This window comes from Kosakonia sp. MUSA4, assembly GCF_013085925.1.
In the GTDB taxonomy this organism is placed as follows: Bacteria; Pseudomonadota; Gammaproteobacteria; order Enterobacterales; family Enterobacteriaceae; genus Kosakonia; species Kosakonia sacchari_B.
Map to the genome: position 1 here is coordinate 1,989,573 of NZ_CP025697.1, position 15,666 is coordinate 2,005,238.

The 15,666-nt window shown below is 54.5% G+C and carries 16 protein-coding genes; 8 read left to right on the plus strand and 8 right to left on the minus strand.

Going from position 1 to position 15,666, the window contains the following annotated elements:
• Nucleotides 1-128: 128 nt before the first annotated feature.
• From C0557_RS09375 to C0557_RS09390, 4 genes are all read right to left on the minus strand, one after another.
• On the minus strand, nucleotides 129-512 hold the full coding sequence (locus C0557_RS09375; RefSeq protein ID WP_208658254.1) for a RidA family protein: 384 nt from the start codon (nucleotides 510-512) through the stop codon (nucleotides 129-131).
• 25 nt (nucleotides 513-537) lie between these two features.
• A complete protein-coding gene (locus C0557_RS09380) occupies nucleotides 538-1,341 on the minus strand; it encodes a pyrroline-5-carboxylate reductase (protein WP_208658255.1) in 804 nt (267 codons plus the stop codon).
• The gene (locus C0557_RS09385; RefSeq protein ID WP_208658256.1) at nucleotides 1,338-2,522 is read right to left on the minus strand and encodes a M20 aminoacylase family protein; all 1,185 of its coding nucleotides are present in this window, start codon (nucleotides 2,520-2,522) and stop codon (nucleotides 1,338-1,340) included. Before C0557_RS09385 ends, C0557_RS09380 begins: the two co-directional genes overlap by 4 nt.
• A gap of 122 nt (nucleotides 2,523-2,644) precedes the next feature.
• A complete protein-coding gene (locus C0557_RS09390) occupies nucleotides 2,645-3,346 on the minus strand; it encodes a GntR family transcriptional regulator (RefSeq protein WP_064567124.1) in 702 nt (233 codons plus the stop codon).
• Between the two features lie 543 nt (nucleotides 3,347-3,889).
• Here C0557_RS09390 and C0557_RS09395 point away from each other — a divergent pair.
• Genes C0557_RS09395 through C0557_RS09420 form a run of 6 tightly spaced genes read left to right on the plus strand, consistent with a single transcriptional unit; the run spans nucleotide 3,890 to nucleotide 9,207 of the window.
• Entirely contained in the window at nucleotides 3,890-5,017 is a 1,128-nt protein-coding gene (locus tag C0557_RS09395) for an ABC transporter substrate-binding protein (RefSeq protein ID WP_074778067.1), read from the plus strand.
• A 48-nt stretch (nucleotides 5,018-5,065) separates the two neighbouring features.
• Nucleotides 5,066-5,959 (plus strand): branched-chain amino acid ABC transporter permease, encoded by an 894-nt coding sequence (locus C0557_RS09400; RefSeq protein ID WP_208658257.1) that lies wholly within the window; start codon nucleotides 5,066-5,068, stop codon nucleotides 5,957-5,959.
• A complete protein-coding gene (locus C0557_RS09405; RefSeq protein ID WP_074778071.1) occupies nucleotides 5,952-6,839 on the plus strand; it encodes a branched-chain amino acid ABC transporter permease in 888 nt (295 codons plus the stop codon). Before C0557_RS09400 ends, C0557_RS09405 begins: the two co-directional genes overlap by 8 nt.
• A complete protein-coding gene (locus tag C0557_RS09410; protein WP_074778073.1) occupies nucleotides 6,836-7,615 on the plus strand; it encodes an ABC transporter ATP-binding protein in 780 nt (259 codons plus the stop codon). Before C0557_RS09405 ends, C0557_RS09410 begins: the two co-directional genes overlap by 4 nt.
• Entirely contained in the window at nucleotides 7,612-8,331 is a 720-nt protein-coding gene (locus tag C0557_RS09415; protein WP_007374558.1) for an ABC transporter ATP-binding protein, read from the plus strand. The genes C0557_RS09410 and C0557_RS09415 overlap by 4 nt, the downstream gene beginning before the upstream one ends.
• 33 nt (nucleotides 8,332-8,364) lie before the next feature.
• Nucleotides 8,365-9,207, plus strand: a complete 843-nt coding sequence (locus C0557_RS09420; RefSeq protein WP_208658258.1) for a VOC family protein — start codon at nucleotides 8,365-8,367, stop codon at nucleotides 9,205-9,207.
• Between the two features lie 153 nt (nucleotides 9,208-9,360).
• Here C0557_RS09420 and C0557_RS09425 read toward each other — a convergent pair whose 3' ends face one another.
• Complete coding sequence (locus C0557_RS09425; RefSeq protein ID WP_043953821.1) at nucleotides 9,361-9,600, minus strand: DinI family protein; 240 nt, start codon at nucleotides 9,598-9,600, stop codon at nucleotides 9,361-9,363.
• Nucleotides 9,601-10,272: 672 nt separating this feature from the next.
• Complete coding sequence (locus C0557_RS27565) at nucleotides 10,273-10,404, minus strand: hypothetical protein (RefSeq protein WP_256371255.1); 132 nt, start codon at nucleotides 10,402-10,404, stop codon at nucleotides 10,273-10,275.
• A 22-nt stretch (nucleotides 10,405-10,426) separates the two neighbouring features.
• Here C0557_RS27565 and dosP point away from each other — a divergent pair, with 22 nt between their 5' ends.
• Nucleotides 10,427-12,862 carry an oxygen-sensing cyclic-di-GMP phosphodiesterase DosP gene (dosP, locus tag C0557_RS09430; RefSeq protein WP_208662870.1) on the plus strand — a complete coding sequence of 812 codons (2,436 nt, stop codon included), beginning with the start codon at nucleotides 10,427-10,429 and terminating at the stop codon, nucleotides 12,860-12,862.
• 117 nt (nucleotides 12,863-12,979) lie between these two features.
• Nucleotides 12,980-13,618: a leucine efflux protein LeuE gene (gene leuE / locus C0557_RS09435; protein ID WP_007374563.1), complete on the plus strand. Its 639-nt coding sequence runs from the start codon at nucleotides 12,980-12,982 to the stop codon at nucleotides 13,616-13,618.
• A 46-nt stretch (nucleotides 13,619-13,664) separates the two neighbouring features.
• Here the strand turns inward: leuE and C0557_RS09440 are convergent, their stop codons facing one another.
• Together C0557_RS09440 and C0557_RS09445 are read right to left on the minus strand one after the other, a co-directional pair.
• Nucleotides 13,665-13,976 carry a PTS sugar transporter subunit IIB gene (locus C0557_RS09440; RefSeq protein ID WP_043953819.1) on the minus strand — a complete coding sequence of 104 codons (312 nt, stop codon included), beginning with the start codon at nucleotides 13,974-13,976 and terminating at the stop codon, nucleotides 13,665-13,667.
• Between the two features lie 88 nt (nucleotides 13,977-14,064).
• On the minus strand, nucleotides 14,065-15,609 hold the full coding sequence (locus C0557_RS09445; RefSeq protein WP_074778085.1) for a PAS domain-containing methyl-accepting chemotaxis protein: 1,545 nt from the start codon (nucleotides 15,607-15,609) through the stop codon (nucleotides 14,065-14,067).
• Between the last annotated feature and the right edge of the window lie 57 nt (nucleotides 15,610-15,666).

A 15,666-nucleotide genomic window follows, 5' to 3' on the forward strand; every position in this document is an offset into this window, starting at 1 on the left:
GAGTGGGGAGCGGGTGTTTTCATTGTATCTGAAGAGGTCAGGGCAGCATGGTGATTCGGGCAGACCACGTCAGTGAAAACAGACATGTCCACACAAGGCGAGCTGCCCTGAATCTTGCACTGATGTGATTAGCGGCGTACTGCCATGGCCTCAATTTCCACACCGGCATCTTTTGGCAGGCGTGCCACTTCCACACAGGAACGTGCCGGGAAAGCGGCGTGATGTTCGCGGAAAAAGGCTTCATACACCGCGTTCACCTGCGAAAAATGATTGAGGTCTTTGACAAAAATGGTGGTTTTAACAATATCCGCCACCTGCAGACCACTAGCCTCGATAATGGCCTGCACATTTTCCAGCGACTGCCGGGTTTGCTGCGCAATGTCCGTCGCCATCTCGCCCGTCACAGGGTTTAACGGGATCTGACCGGAAGTGAACACCAGGGAGCCTAAATCTACCCCCTGAACATAAGGCCCAATAGCGGCAGGCGCCTGGGACGTTGAAATTGCTGACATAGACCAACCTTATTGAAAAGTAGCGTTATTTTTGACCGGAAAGCTCCGTTGTACGACGTACCGCAGCCAGAACGCTGCTTTGCAGGCCAGCGGCGAAATCGCTTTTATTCAGCTCGTATAAACCATTAATGCCGACACCCGCCGGAGAGTTATTAATATCCATCAACTGGCGCGGATGGCGTCCGGATAACTTAAGCATTTCAACCGCGCCGACCAGGTTTTCCCATACCACCTGCGTGGACTGCGTGCGGGTTAATCCGGCTAGAACACCGGCGTCAGCCAGCGCTTCGACAAAGTAATAGACATAGTTGACGCCAGCGACAGCAAAACCGGTGAAGACGTCAATCAGCCGCTCCTCCAGTACCATCACCTTGCCGAAACTTTCGAGGAACGGCATGACGGACGCGCTGTTGACATAAGCATTAAACGCCACGCCGCTGTAGCCCAGCCCGGTATCCGTCAGCGTATTCGGAATGATCCGCGTAATCGGGCGCGACTCACCCAGCATCAAAGACAGCTGGGCCAGCGTTACGCCCGCAATAATAGAAATGACCGACGCCTGTGGCGCTGCGTACTGCTTAATCAGTTGTGCGACACCGACAATATCATCCTGCGGGCGAACCCCGATCACGATGTGATCCGCTGCGGCCAGCGCGTCGGGCAAATCTTGTGTATTGCTCAACTGATAGCGCGCTTTCAGCGTTTCAATTCGCGTGGGATCAATATCCGATAAGCTGACCTCGTCCGGGTTTAATGCGCCGCGTTTTAAGGCGGCGCGCAGAATCGCTTCGGTCATTTGACCGGCACCAATAAAGTGGATATGGCTCATAGTGAATCCTCGGAAGTAACAGAAACAGTGCCTAATGACCTCTCCACCAGCGATACCCAAAGACCGATGCCTGGCGCGATAAGTTGGTCATTAAAATCGTAATGCGGATTATGTAATGTTGCGCCCGGCGTTGGGCCATCGGCCCCCAGCCACAGATACGCGCCCGGACAGGCTTCCAGAAAATAGGCGAAATCTTCTGCCGCCATTGATGGCGATAACTGCGTGTGGACCTGCGTGATCCCGGGGACGTGGCGTGCGGCATCCGCCAGAATTTTTGCCTGTTGCGCATGGTTGACGGTTACCGGGTAACCGTATTCCCAACGAATGCTGCCCGTGACGCCAAACGGCCGGGCGAGCTGTTCGACATACTCCGCCATCAGGGTCTGGCAGCGCGCTCTGGCGGCCTGGCTCAGGCAACGCAGCGTGCCGGACAAATGCATGGTCTGCGGAACGACATTTATCGCTTCTCCGGCCTGCAGTTGCGTCACGCTGATCACGGCGCTGTCCAGCGGAGAGAGGCGGCGCGTGGTGATCGTTTGCAATGCGGTAATCAGGTGCGCACCGGCCAGCACCGGATCGGCCCCTTTTTCCGGCATCGCCGCATGGCATCCCACGCCGGTCAGCGTGATAAAAAAGTTATCCTGCGAAGCCATCATCGGGCCTGCGCTCACGGCCACTTCCCCCACCGGCAGCCCCGGCCAGTTGTGCAGCGCATAAACCGCAGAAACGGGGAAGCGCGTAAAGATCCCTTCTTCCACCATCAAACGCCCGCCGCCGGCATTCTCTTCCGCAGGCTGAAAAATAAAGTACACCGTACCGTTGAACGTTCTGCTCTGGCTGAGATAGCGCGCCGCACCCAGCAGAATGGCGGTATGCCCGTCGTGTCCACAGGCGTGCATCGTGCCTGGCGAGGTTGAGCACCAGTCAACAACGTTGTTTTCCTGGATGGGTAAGGCATCAATATCGGCGCGTAGGGCGATTGCCGGTCCCTCGCCATTGCGAAGAACGCCAACCACGCCAGTGCCTGCAATACCGGTATGCACTTCAAGATCATATTCGCGCAGCAGGCTGCTGATTTTCGCGGACGTATGAAATTCTTGTAAGCCAATCTCCGGGCGCGCGTGGATCTCACGTCGCCAGATAATCGCCTGTTGAATAATCTCTTCGGGAATGGAGCGCATATTTCCTCTGCATTTTCCCGGCGCAATGCCGCAGCATGATGCTGTGAATGGATTACCGGAACGCGTAATGCCCTCTGGTAGCTGATTCAATTATCGTTTTGACCCTAACGAAAAAGAGCGGCTCAGGGCTTGCCAAAATAGATCCGGGCAAGCCCTTCTTTTGTCACTTCAACCGCGTGCTCGGCGCTCAATGAAATATGTTGCTCAATCAGCACCACGCCTTTTTCTATATTCCGCTGACGTAATGCCGCGATAATTTCGACATGCTCGTCATAAGCATTGTTCCTGCGCACGGGCGTTTCGAGATCGATGCGCCGGAAAAAACGGCTTAGCGAATTCAGGCTATCGAGCATTTCATAGAGCCGACTGTTATGGGAAATACGGGCTATTTCCATGTGGAAACGCTCATCAATTTCCGCGATCTTCGCCCAGTCCTGTTCGGTTTGCGCCGGGCGATGCTGGCTCACTTCTTCCCAGATAGCTGTGGTCGCAGCGATCTCTTCATCGGTTGCCCGTAGGCAGGCAAAACGAAAGGTGGATTGCTCTATCACCATTCGCACTTCATACAGCTCGCGGACACCTTCCGGCGTCAGGTCGCGGGAGTAAAAACCCCGGTTGGGGACAAAGTTCATAAAGCCGTCTTTTGCCAGACGGTTCAGCGCTTCCCGCACCGGGGTGCGCGAGACGCCAAGCTGTGCCGCAAGCTCAACCTCATTCACCCGTTCGCCAGGACGAAAGTGGTAATCAATCGCCAGGCCTTTCACTTTCTCGTAGACCTTTTCCACACTGTCAGCGCTACGGGATTTCTTTTTAATAGCAACCACATTATCCCCTTAATTTACCGCACACTCAGCACGAAAATAAAAATGCTGTACAGGTTATTTCACGTAATATTTTTATAGATAGCACAGCGAAAAAAACAACTCAACACAAAAGTGAATACACTTTGTTTTTATTTAAAAGATGCTGATTTATAACTGTTTTTATCTTATTTATTGTCGTGAGTTTTTTCCGCACCATTTTACGACAGCACTGCACCAAAATGACTCAAAGTGTATTCACTTTTGCACGCAAATGTTTTTATAAACCAAGATAAAAAGAAAAATGAAAGTTTCATTGTGCGGTTTTAAATATTTTCGATTCCCTTGTATTTATTCACGAATTTGCATTTGTCTCGCCTGAAATAAGCACTTGCTGCCGGGAACGTCCTGCTCCCTGGCATCGTCTTTGCTTAATGCACAAGTGTATGCACTTATATATTCACTTCAGTGCGCACTTTTTGGCATTACCAGACAGGCTTGTGCACGTTTGCGCAGGCGACAAAACACCGGCCTCAGAAGCCGGCAACAGCAAACCGGAGAACCAATATGAAAAATCGTTTTGGGCAGGGCATGACGCTGTCAACACTGGCAGGTATGACGTTGTTAGGTCTGGCGCACACGGCGCAGGCCGATGTGAACATTGGCGCGATTTTGCCCTTAACCGGCACCAGCGCCAGCATTGGTGAAGATCAGCGTCGTGGTATGGAACTGGCGGTTGAACAGGTAAATGCCCAGGGCGGCGTTAATGGTCAGCCATTACATGTGATCGTGGAAGATTCCGCCGAAAGCCCGGTAACAGGCCTGAATGCCGTACGTAAGTTAACCCAGGTTAACCATGTCCCTTTAGTGATGGGCAGTTTCTCCTCCAGCGTCACCATTCCGGTTGGGCAATATCTGGTGAAGAACAATCTGCTGCACATCAATATTTCCGGCACCAGCACTGATATCCGCAAAATCGGCGCTACCTCCTGGAGCGTGATTGGCCTGGATTCCCTTTCCGCGAGCTTCTCGGCACAAGATGTGCGCCAGCTCGGTTACAGCAATGTGGCCTTTATCGCCCCGGATGGCGCTTATGGTCAGGGGATGGCGGAGCAGTTCACCAAAGCGTTTGAAAAAGCGGGGGGCAAAGTGGTCGCCAAAGTGCTCTACACCAGCGGTCAGCCTTCTTACCGCCGCGAGCTGGAGCAAATCTCCCGCGCCCATCCGCAAGCCTATGTCTACACCAGCTACGGCCAGGATGCGATTGTGCTGAACCGTGAGGCCTGGGAGCTGGGTCTGAATAAAACGCCCTGGTATGGCATGTATTTAACCATGGCCATTGAAGGTTCTCCGGCGCAGTACACCAACGGACAGGTTGGTATGGAAGTCGCGGGTATTGACCAGAAAGCGGCGAGCGGCAACGGCGCAAATTACGCTGAGCTGTACCAGAAAAAATACCATGAGAAGCCGCGCTCCGTGTACGGCAGCTATGCCTGGGATAGCGTAATGCTGGCGGCGGCAGCGATTGATAAAGCGCACAGTGCCGAACCGGCAGCCATGATCGCGGCAATGAAAACCGTTGCGCCTGGCTTTACGGGCATTACCGGCACATTAAATCTGGATGCCGATAACCAGCGTCAGTCCCAGCCATACCTGAAAGTGAAAGCGTTTAATGGTGTACCGGTTCCCCGGTAACGAGCCGCTTTATCTTGCCAGTTCACGCTACATCATCGGGGAAAAACCATGCTGCAGTTTTTGATTGATACATTGATTCGCACGGCGGATTTGTCGCTGGTCGCGCTGGGATTAAGCCTGGTTTACGGGCTGGTACGGTTCGCCAATATCGCCCATATGCAATATGCCATGGTCGGTTCATTTATTACCGCCGCCGGGCTTCATCTTGGCATGCCGTTGTCTCTGGCAATCGTGTTTTCGGCAATAGTCTGCGGCATGCTGTCCATGATGTTGCATCACTGGGTGTACCAGCCGCTGCTGAAAAGCGGCACCGCTAACGCCATGATTGGCTCGCTGGCGGTATCGATGGTGCTGATTGCACTGGTTCTCGGGGTTGAGGGAGCGGCCCCGGTGAATTATTCCCTGCCCGTGGGCGCGCTCTTGCAGGTGGGTGACACCCGCATCTCCTCCGACGAACTCTGGAGCCTTGGCGTCACGATTTCGCTGGTGGTGATGTTCAGCCTGTTGCTGTTCCGCACGCCACAAGGCCGCGCTATCCGTGCGCTGGCCAGTAACCGGGATCTGGCGGCAGCCTCCGGGTTAAATGCCAGCGCCATTATTCACACCGTCAATCTGGTGGCCGGAATGCTGGCCGCCGTGGGAGGCAGCATGCTGGCGATGAACGCCAGCGCATGGGTTAACCAGGGCAATGATCTGATGTTGCCGGTACTCGCTGCCGCCATTCTCGGCGGTCTGGGAAACCCGATGGGCGCCATTTTTGGCGCGCTCCTTATCGCGATAACCGAAACCCTCGTTACCAACATCGACTGGAGCTGGCTGTTCGGCGGCGACCTATTGTTTATCCCGGTGACCTGGGTGAATGCCTCATCGTTTGTGATCCTGCTGCTGGCGCTGTTGTTGCGCCCTTATGGCCTGTTTAACCGGGAGGTCCGCCGTGTCTGAGTTTTTACTGCATATCCTTTGCCTTGCCGGGATCTATGCCATCGTCGCGCTTGCCCTGAATTTACAGGCAGGTTACGCCGGTTTGCTGAATTTCGGTCATATCGTGTTTGTCGGCACCGGCGCTTATGCCATCGGTCTGGGAAGTAATTTTGGCTTGCCGTTGTGGCTGGTGATCCCGGCCGGGTTACTGTGCGCCATTGTGATCAGCGCGCTGATGACGTTGCTGGGCCGTCAGCTCACGGCGGATTACTGGGGCATTGCCACGCTGGCACTGGCTGAAATCATCCGCATTGCGGTCGTCAATGAAGACCATCTGACGGGTGGCGCGCAGGGGATTGGCGGGCTGTCCGCGCCCTGGTCAACCGGCGATACCGTCGCCGATACGCGTATCTTCGCGGTCATTATCCTGCTCAGCGTCATCGTCGCCACGCTCGCCAGCCTGCGGATCGGCGCCAGCCGGTTTGGCCGGGCGCTGCGGCTGATGCGCGAGCAACCTCAATTAGCGATCTGCATGGGCTATGCGCTGCCGTGGCTGAAATGCCGGGCGTTAATGAGCAGTGCGGTGATGTGCTGTCTGGCGGGCATGTTACTGGCCTGGTACACCGACTATGTCAGCCCGGATTATTTGCTCTCTTCGGAAACCTTTCTTATCTGGAGCATGGTGATGATCGGCGGTATTGGCAATGTGCGCGGCGTGCTGCTGGGCGTGTTGCTGGTGGAAGGGCTGTATAACTTTATCCCCTTTGCAAAAGACTATTTCCACATCAGCTCAGATCTGACTGGCGCTTTGCGCCTGGGATTGGTGGGGCTGGCTTTATTACTCTGTCTGCTCACCCGGCCGGGCGGCCTGTTACCGGAAAAATTAAGGACTTTATCATGAGCCGTTTGCTTGAAGTGGCTGATGTCAGCAAAGCCTTTGGCGGCAACCAGGTACTGACATCCGTATCATTTACGCTGGAGAAGGGCGAAATTCTTGGTCTGCTGGGGCCGAACGGTTCCGGTAAAAGCACGCTGCTTAACACCATTTCCGGGTTTACCCGGCCGGATGGCGGCAGCATCACATTTGATGGCCGTTCCATTGCTTGCCAGCCCAGCCACCGGATCATCCAGGCGGGCATTGCGCGCACCTTCCAGCTACCGGTTATGCCGGAAAAGATGAGCGTGATGGAAGTCGTGATGACGGCGGGCACCCGTCAGCACGGGTTATTCAACGGTCTGCTGGGGCTGGCTTCCGGGCGTAAAGCCGAACAGGAAGACAGAGCCCGCGCCCGCGAATTACTGGATATCTTGTTGTTAACCAAAGTGAAAGACCTGCCTGCTGCGGCGCTTTCCGGCGGACAGAAAAAATTACTGGGCATTGCCTGTGCGCTGATGGGCAAACCGACGCTTCTGATGCTGGATGAGCCTATGGCCGGTGTGCACCCGAAATTACGCCAGGAGCTGGTGGAAACGCTGGTCAACCTGAGCCGACAGGGCATTTCACTTTTGGTCATCGAGCACGACATGCACTTTATTAACACCTTGTGCCAGCGCTGCATTGTGCTGGATCGCGGGCAGATTGTCGCCAGTTGCCGCCCGGACGAACTGGCGCAGAACCAGCAGGTGCTGGAGGCCTATCTCGGGCACAGCACCGCGACATTGCAGGAGGCCGTATGATTACCCTCGAAAATGTGGTCGCCGGTTATACCCCGGGGATTGATATTCTGCATGGTATTTCGTTGCACGTTGAACAGGCGGAAATCGTGACGCTGCTGGGGCCAAATGGCTGCGGCAAATCCACCTTGCTGAAATCGATTGCCGGTTTTGTCTCGCCGCGCGAAGGCCGGGTTGAAATTGATGGCCGGGAAACGGCGAAAATTCCGGTGCACCGGAAAATCCGTGAATGCGCACTCGGGTTTGTCCCGCAACTGGACAACGTCTTCAACAATCTGACCGTGGCAGAAAACCTGCAAACCGGGGGGCAGTTTTTACCGCCTGGCCAGCGTAAGCAGCGGATGGCGCAACTGGCGGAACATTACCCGGTGTTGCATAAAAAGTGGCAATCGCCCGCGTCCGCGCTTTCCGGCGGCGAGCGACAAATCCTCGCGCTGGCCCGCGCACTGATGCCCGAACCTGCGGTACTGCTGCTTGATGAACCGTCTGCCGGGCTGTCACCGAAAATGCTGACGGAAGTGTTTAGCGCCATACAAACCATTCGCCGCCAGGAAAAAGTGACCATTTTGATGGTCGAGCAGAACGCCATGGAAGCCCTGCACATTTCCGACCGGGCTTACGTACTGGCGCTGGGGAAAGTGGCAATGGAGGGCAGCGCGCGGGATCTGCTGGACGACCCTCGTATGCGCGAGCTCTATTTTGGCGGTCGTGCTGCCTGACAGGATTAATAAAAAGAACAGAAGGAATACACCATGCCGATTACCCCGGTTATCGATCACGCGGTGATTAATGTCGATGAAGAGCTGGATCAGGCGCAATCCCTGTTCCAGCGGATGGGATTTCAGCTCAGTACGCGGGGACACCATTCGATGGGCTCCAGCAACCATCTGGCCATATTTGCCGATAACTATCTGGAACTTTTAGGTTATGAGCCTGCCAGGCAGACAGACTCGCGCGGTTTATGGAACGTTGCTCCAGGCCTTGCCGGGCTGGTCTGGAAAACCCGCGATGCGCATGCGGTATGGCGGCACCTTCAGCAATGCCAACTCGATGGCGAACCGCCGACCCATTTCTCCCGCCCGGTGATACTGCCGGACGGCAGCCAGACTGAGGCACGGTTCTGTATCTCGCGGATCCGCGCCAGCGCCCTGGCATACGGCTTCAGTTTTTTCTGCGAACATCAGACGCCGCAAGCCGTCTGGCAGCCCGCCTGGCAAGTACATCCTAATGGCGTGCAGGCGCTGTCCGCGTTCGTTATTGCCTCGCCGCAACCTGAACAGACGCTGGCGCTGTATCGCCAGTTGTTCAGTACGGAGGCCCGCGCGGAGGACAACGGTGGCTATGTGCTTGATTCAGGAACCTGCCGCCTGCGTATTATCACGCATCAACAGGCAAGTCTGGAGTTCGCGCTGCCGCCTGTTGCTGCGCAGGCACCGGCGAAAATGGTGGCGCTCTGTTTTCAGGTGGCCTCACTGGAGCAGCTCAGGCGCTGCCTTAGCCAGGGTGATATTCAGTGGCGTGAGCAGGGCCACCAGGTGCTGGTAATGCAGCAGCAGGCACAATGGCTGGCGATGCGTTTTGCGGAAAAAGCATAGAGGGGAGTGCTGAAAACGAAGGGGGAACAGGACGTGAAGTGAATACCCGCTGGCCGTTTCTTCAGGCATTACCGATTTCAGCCCGGCTGCACGTTCTGGCAGCCGGCAGATTTCGGCGCAAATTCAGAGGGCGTCATCCACGATGGCGCAGCCTTACTCCGCCACCAGCCACATATCCGCTTCTTCAAACATTTCCTCGAGCATCCGGTTCAGCTTTTCCCTGTCGTTTTTACTGGCATCGCTGTTCAGCCCGTTGGCCTGCATGGGTTTTACCCGGACATCGGCATCAGGAAACAGACGGTGAACGCGCCGGGTAAGTTCATCAAGGATGATTTCCCTGGCGCCGGAAAGCCCTTCAACATTGCGTTTGTCATAGACCAGTTCAACGAACATTAACCATTCCTGTGTGTGAATTCATAGCGCAGTATTTATACTGTATAAAAAACCAGTAATCAACAATGAAAGTGAGAGGGGAAGGGCGGAAGGTATTTTGTGGGATAGCGAGCGGTTATTCCGCGCTATTTCTGCGCGCAATGGGTGAAAAACAGACGCAGCGTTTGCTGTGCGTATTACCGTGAGCCCTTTTCAGGACTCACGGTTTTATTGCCGATTCTGAGCGGGAATTTTGGGTGGCGATCAGGTGGGCTGTACGGCTTTTTTCTTTTTAAAGTTTTCGTCATTAATCACAAACTGGAATGCGTCGAGAATCAGCCCCGATATTCTGAGAATATCTTCCATTTATCACCTGTAGCTTCAGGGAATGTAGATGCTCAAATAGGATCAATGCTATTAGCCAGTTTATGACGATTCAATCGATGCAGTTTTTTCAGCTATACGAAATTATCTAATTTCTTCAAATTATTACTGTTTTTGCGGATAAGGCCGCCGCGCAACATCCTTTCTCGCCGATCGCGAAAGCGCAGCCTTTACCAACCACATGATTAAAAAAAGAGAGTGCAATATCTGATTTTGCCCGTACCGGGCCACTATTGGCACGATCGAATGACATACACTGAACTGAGCAGTGAAAGTGAAGGCCCCTTTATGCTTGTTCACCAGGCAGGTTTACGCCAGTACCGTCTGGAAATATGTCGAAATAGCGTGGAAGCGCGGTAACCGTAGCGGGTTGATAATGCCGGTGCGTACATATCTCTCCTCATCGCAGGCGTAACGGTGTTGAACAGTGGGAAGCAGCATGCTTAATCATTTGAAAAAACGAATGCACCAGTACACGAAACCGACAGTGCCGTCATCTCGGGGGGAAGATATTCTCTTTGCTGCGCTCGAGCAGAATATGATGGCTGCTGTGCTGATTGATGAGCAAGACAGGGTGATGTTTTACAATCGCGCGGCAGAAAAACTCTGGGGCTACAGCCGTGACGATGTGCTCGGACAAAGTGTCTCCATTCTGATTCCGCATGACCTGAAGGCCGCGCATCCTGGCTTTATTCGCCATCATCGCGAGGGTGGAGATTCACGCGTTGAGGGGATGAGCCGGGAATTGCACCTGGAGCGAAAGGATGGCAAGAGGATCTGGACGCGCTTTTCTCTTTCCCGGGTCGTGAACGCAGGAAAAGTCTGTTACCTCGCGCTGGCGCGTGACGCCACTCTGGAGGTGGAACAGCGGGAACAGACGCGTCTGCTGCTGCTGGCTGTTGACCATATCAGCAAACCGGTGATCGTGCTGGATCCCGAACGGCGTATTGTTCAGACGAACCGGGCTTTTACGGAGGCGTTCGGCCTGAGCGTAAGCGAGGTGGCGGGGAAAAGCCTGGACAGCATACTCAACATTCCCGATGATCCGCCGGATAACCGGCAGCGTCTGCAAAACCTGCTGCGCAAAAACGAGCGCGACCAGAATGAGTTTCAGGCGCTTGCCAGCACTGGCGAGAACGTCTGGTTCAACGCCACCCTCAGCCCGGTACTTGCCAAAAATGGCCAGTTGCAGAATCTGGTGATGACCTTTTCTGACATCACTGAAGATCGCAAGATCCGTGAACTTGAACGGACTTTGCTTTCCGCAATGCGCAGCAACCTGCCGATCGGTGAAATGGGCGAAATCATCTGCCGTAATATTGTCGCCGTGCTGGGGCAGGCGCACGCTTCGCTGAAAATCCTGCAAAATAATGTTCCGCAACGCTGGGCGTCCAGCGCCGAAAAATTCGACAGCCCGGGAGCCATATCGCGCACCGTGACGATCCGCCGACGCGACGGCGTTGCCACAGGTATCCTGACGATCGACACCGTGGCAGGCAAGGAAAACCGGGCCTTTACCGAGCGTGTCGCCGATATCAGCCAGCACCTGGCCGCGCTGGTACTGGAGCAGGAAAACAGCCGCCAGCAGATTGAACATCTGATTAAGTTCGATCCGCTAACCGGGCTGCCTAACCGCAGCCACCTACAAGAGCATCTCGATCAACGGCTGACGACAGCGGAGGCGAAAGCGCCGGTGGTGCTGATGATGACGGTTGATCACTTCCAGGACGTGATTGATGCGCAGGGGTATGCCGCCGCTGAGCAGATCCTCTCCATTGTGGCTAACCGCCTGCACAATAGTCTCGGCGCGGGCCAGTATCTGAGCAAATTAGAGGGGCAACAGTTTGTGCTGGTGGATAGTGAAAATGACGTCAGCAGCATGACACGGGTTGCAGAAGCACTCGAAAACGACGTCAGTGAACCCATTAACTTTAATAACACGATGTTTTCATTGACGCTGAGTATCGGCATTAGCCATGAAGCGGGTAAAGATCGCGACTGGCTGCTCTCCACGGCGCACAGCGCCATGGATCATATTAGCCGCAGCGGCGGTAATGGCTGGCAGTTCTTCAATCAGGAGCTTAATCGCGCGGCGACGGAGCGTCTGCTTTTGGGTGCGGCCCTGAAGCGTGCCGTTGCGGAAAATCGCCTGCGGCTGGTGTATCAGCCGCAGATCAATATCGCCACGGGTGAATTGTATGGTTTTGAAGCGCTGGCCAGATGGTGGGATCCTGAACACGGTGATGTGCCGCCTACGCGGTTTATTCCGCTGGCGGAAGAGGTGGGGGAAATCGAGAATATCGGCGGCTGGGTGTTGCGCGAGGCGTGCCGCCAACTGGCACAGTGGCGCAAAAACTGGCCGGATTTTCCTGCGATTTCTGTTAATTTGTCGGCCATTCACTTTCACAATACCCAGCTTCCCGTGCAGGTACTGGAAGCCATCAACGAGTTTGCCATCCCCGGTGAAATGCTGACGCTGGAAATTACCGAAAGTATGGTCATGGCGCGGGATGATGAGCTTTCAACGCGTTTTCAGGCGCTGCGCGATATGGGCATTGGCCTGTCGGTAGATGACTTCGGGACGGGGTTTTCCGGGCTTTCCCGGCTGGTCACGCTGCCGGTGACTGAAATTAAAATCGATAAAAGCTTTGTCGATGGTTGTCTGACGGATAACCGGAGCCGTTCGCTGCTGGAGGCGATAACCGGCATTGGGCAGAGTTTTGGCATGATGGTGGTGGCGGAGGGCGTCGAAACCCGTGAACAGTTACAGCTCTTGCGGCATATCGGGTGCCCGGTGGTCCAGGGCTACTATTTTTCCCGACCGATGCCTCCTGAAGAGGTTCCCGAGTGGTATTTAACGACCTTCCCCAGGCTTATCGCGCAAGAGGCGCAGCCCTGAAACGCCGCGAGCCTCTTTTTGCTGAAATAGCCGCAACGCTTTTGTTTCTGCTGCTCCCCTTGTAGCATATGTCGCGAATTTTATTGTGGTTGTAGCGTTAGCTCTAAGGAAGTGAGTGTGTTTGCGGAATTTGGCGTTATCAGTTACTGGACCTATTTTATCGGCGCAATTTTTATCATTCTGGTGCCCGGTCCGAACACCTTTTTTGTGCTGAAAACCAGTATCGCCGGGGGATTACGCAACGGGTATACCGCTGCGGCAGGCGTGTTTATTGGTGATGCTGTGCTGATGTTTCTCGCGTACGCCGGTGTCGCCACGCTGATTAAAACAACACCGGTATTGTTCAATATCGTGCGTTATCTCGGCGCGATTTACTTGCTCTGGCTTGGCGGGAAAATGCTCTACAGTACCTTTGTGCAGCGGACGCAGCCGCAAAGCGATGATGATGCGCATAAAGGCGATATTTTAAAACGTTCACTGGTGTTGAGCCTGACCAACCCGAAAGCGATTCTGTTTTATGTTTCGTTCTTTGTGCAGTTTATTGATATCCATTATGCCCGGCCCGGCGTGTCATTTTTTATTCTCGCCAGCACGCTGGAGATCATCAGCTTCTGCTATTTCAGCTTCCTGATCGTGACAGGTTCGTATGTCACGCAATGGGTGAAGACAAAAAAACGCTTAACCCGTCTGGGAAATTCGCTGATTGGTTTAATCTTTGTCGGCTTCGCCGCCCGTCTGGCAACGTTGCAATCCTGAAGAGAGAAAAAGAAAAGCCACGCCAGCTGGCGTGGCTTTTTAGCGTTTATTCTGCCAGCACGGGCATTTTCGCCATCACAAACTCCAGCACTTTCTCACCATCCATTGACGCGAAAGGATAGCTTTCGATAATCGCGACAGGCGCATCACCCACGGCGGCCTTGATTTCGTCCAGTTTGTACTGGATGTGCGGCGCGACCAGAAAACAGTCAAACGCGGGAGCGACGCTGGCAAAATTCTCCAGACCGATCGCACTAATCAGCATTGGATAGCCATGTTCGTTGGCTGCCTTTTGCATCCGTTTCGCCAGTGCATTGGCGGTATTGCCGAAAAGACAACATATTAGTAACTTTTTCATGGTTTTGTCCTCCTGGGAGATATCCTTACACTATGCCCGCCAGTGGCGAGAAAATGAGCGCAATCTCCAGGTTTATTACGAAATATCGTTACTGGAACACCGAAATCGCTTCTGCTAAACGAATAGCCTGCTGATTCATGCGCCCGGAGGCTTCAGCGCCTTCCTGCACGCGCTCGGCATTCTGGTGGGTGATCCTGTCCAGATCTTCCACGGCCACACTGACTTCGCCAAGCGCAGTCGCCTGTTCGGCGGTGGCGGCGCTGATTTGTGCAATCAGCGCGGTGACGTTCTGTACCTGGCTGACAATCTCTTTCATCGTCTTTCCTGCGTTATCGGCCAGCGCACTACCGGAATCGACGTGCGTCACACTGGTTTCGATCAACGCTTTGATTTCGCTGGCCGCGCTGGCACTGCGGCTCGCCAGGCTTCTTACTTCGCCTGCCACCACTGCAAAACCTTTACCTTGTTCCCCTGCGCGTGCAGCCTCTACTGCGGCGTTCAGTGCCAGGATATTGGTCTGAAAGGCGATACTGTCGATGATGCTGGTGATGCTGGCAATTTGCCGCGAGCTATCCGCAATCGCCGACATCATTTCGATCATCTGATTCATGACCTGCCCGCCTTGCTGCGCCGCGCTCTGCGTACCTTGTGAAAGGCTGGTAACTTCCGCCGCCGTCTCGCGGTTACTCCTTACCGTCGCCGTCATTTCGTTCATAGTAGCGGCCGTTTGCTGCACATTTGACGCTGCCTGTTCAGTCTGACGGCTTAAGGAGTCATTTCCTGCCCGCAGCGCATCTGACGCTTTCAGCACGGTCACAGCCTGGCCGCTGACGTCGTTAACCAGCCAGCGAAACATCAGACCAAGCTGGTTGATGGCGCGTAGCGTGACGCCCACTTCATCTACGCGGTTGAGCTGCTCCACCTGATGTATTTCGCCGCTGGCAACCTGCAATGCCTGGCGCCGCAGATGTTCAATCGGGCGAACGATTTGCTGCTCAAGCCAGATATCGATTGCCAGCAGCAGTAGCGCCATAAAACCCGAGAAACTCGCCATTTGCCCCGGCGTCAGTGCATGCAGCCAGGCGGCAGCGAGGCTGAATAACAGCGCGATAATTAGCGCTGAGCGTAAGCGCCAGCGCAGGGGCAGGGTGACGAACAGCGAGCGCCACGCCATCAAACCGGTGCGAATGATCAACCCTTTATGAAAACGTCGGCCTTTGCTCTGGCCGCTGCGAAACTCACGGTACAGCGTCTCCGCCGCCGCGACTTCTTCCGCTGCGGGCCGTGTACGTACTGACATATAACCTTTGATTTTGCCCTCACGCACCACCGGAATAGCGTTAGCGCGTACCCAATAGTGATCGCCATTGCGACGGCGGTTTTTTACCAGCGCCGTCCACGGCTCCCCTTGTTTCAGCGTGCCCCACATGTCCGCGAACGCCTCTTTTGGCATATCGGGATGGCGAACCAGGTTATGCGGCTCACCTTTTAGTTCCTCCAGCGAAAAACCACTGACCTGAATAAACGCGTCGTTAGCATAATTAATATGGCTTTGTGGATCGGTTGTTGACATCAACGTGGCATCATTATCGAAAACATATTCTTGCTGTGTGACGGGTTCATTGTTACGCATAGTGAGCCTTCTCAGGAAAAGGGATACGAGGCTGAAACATGTTACATTTCTTATATC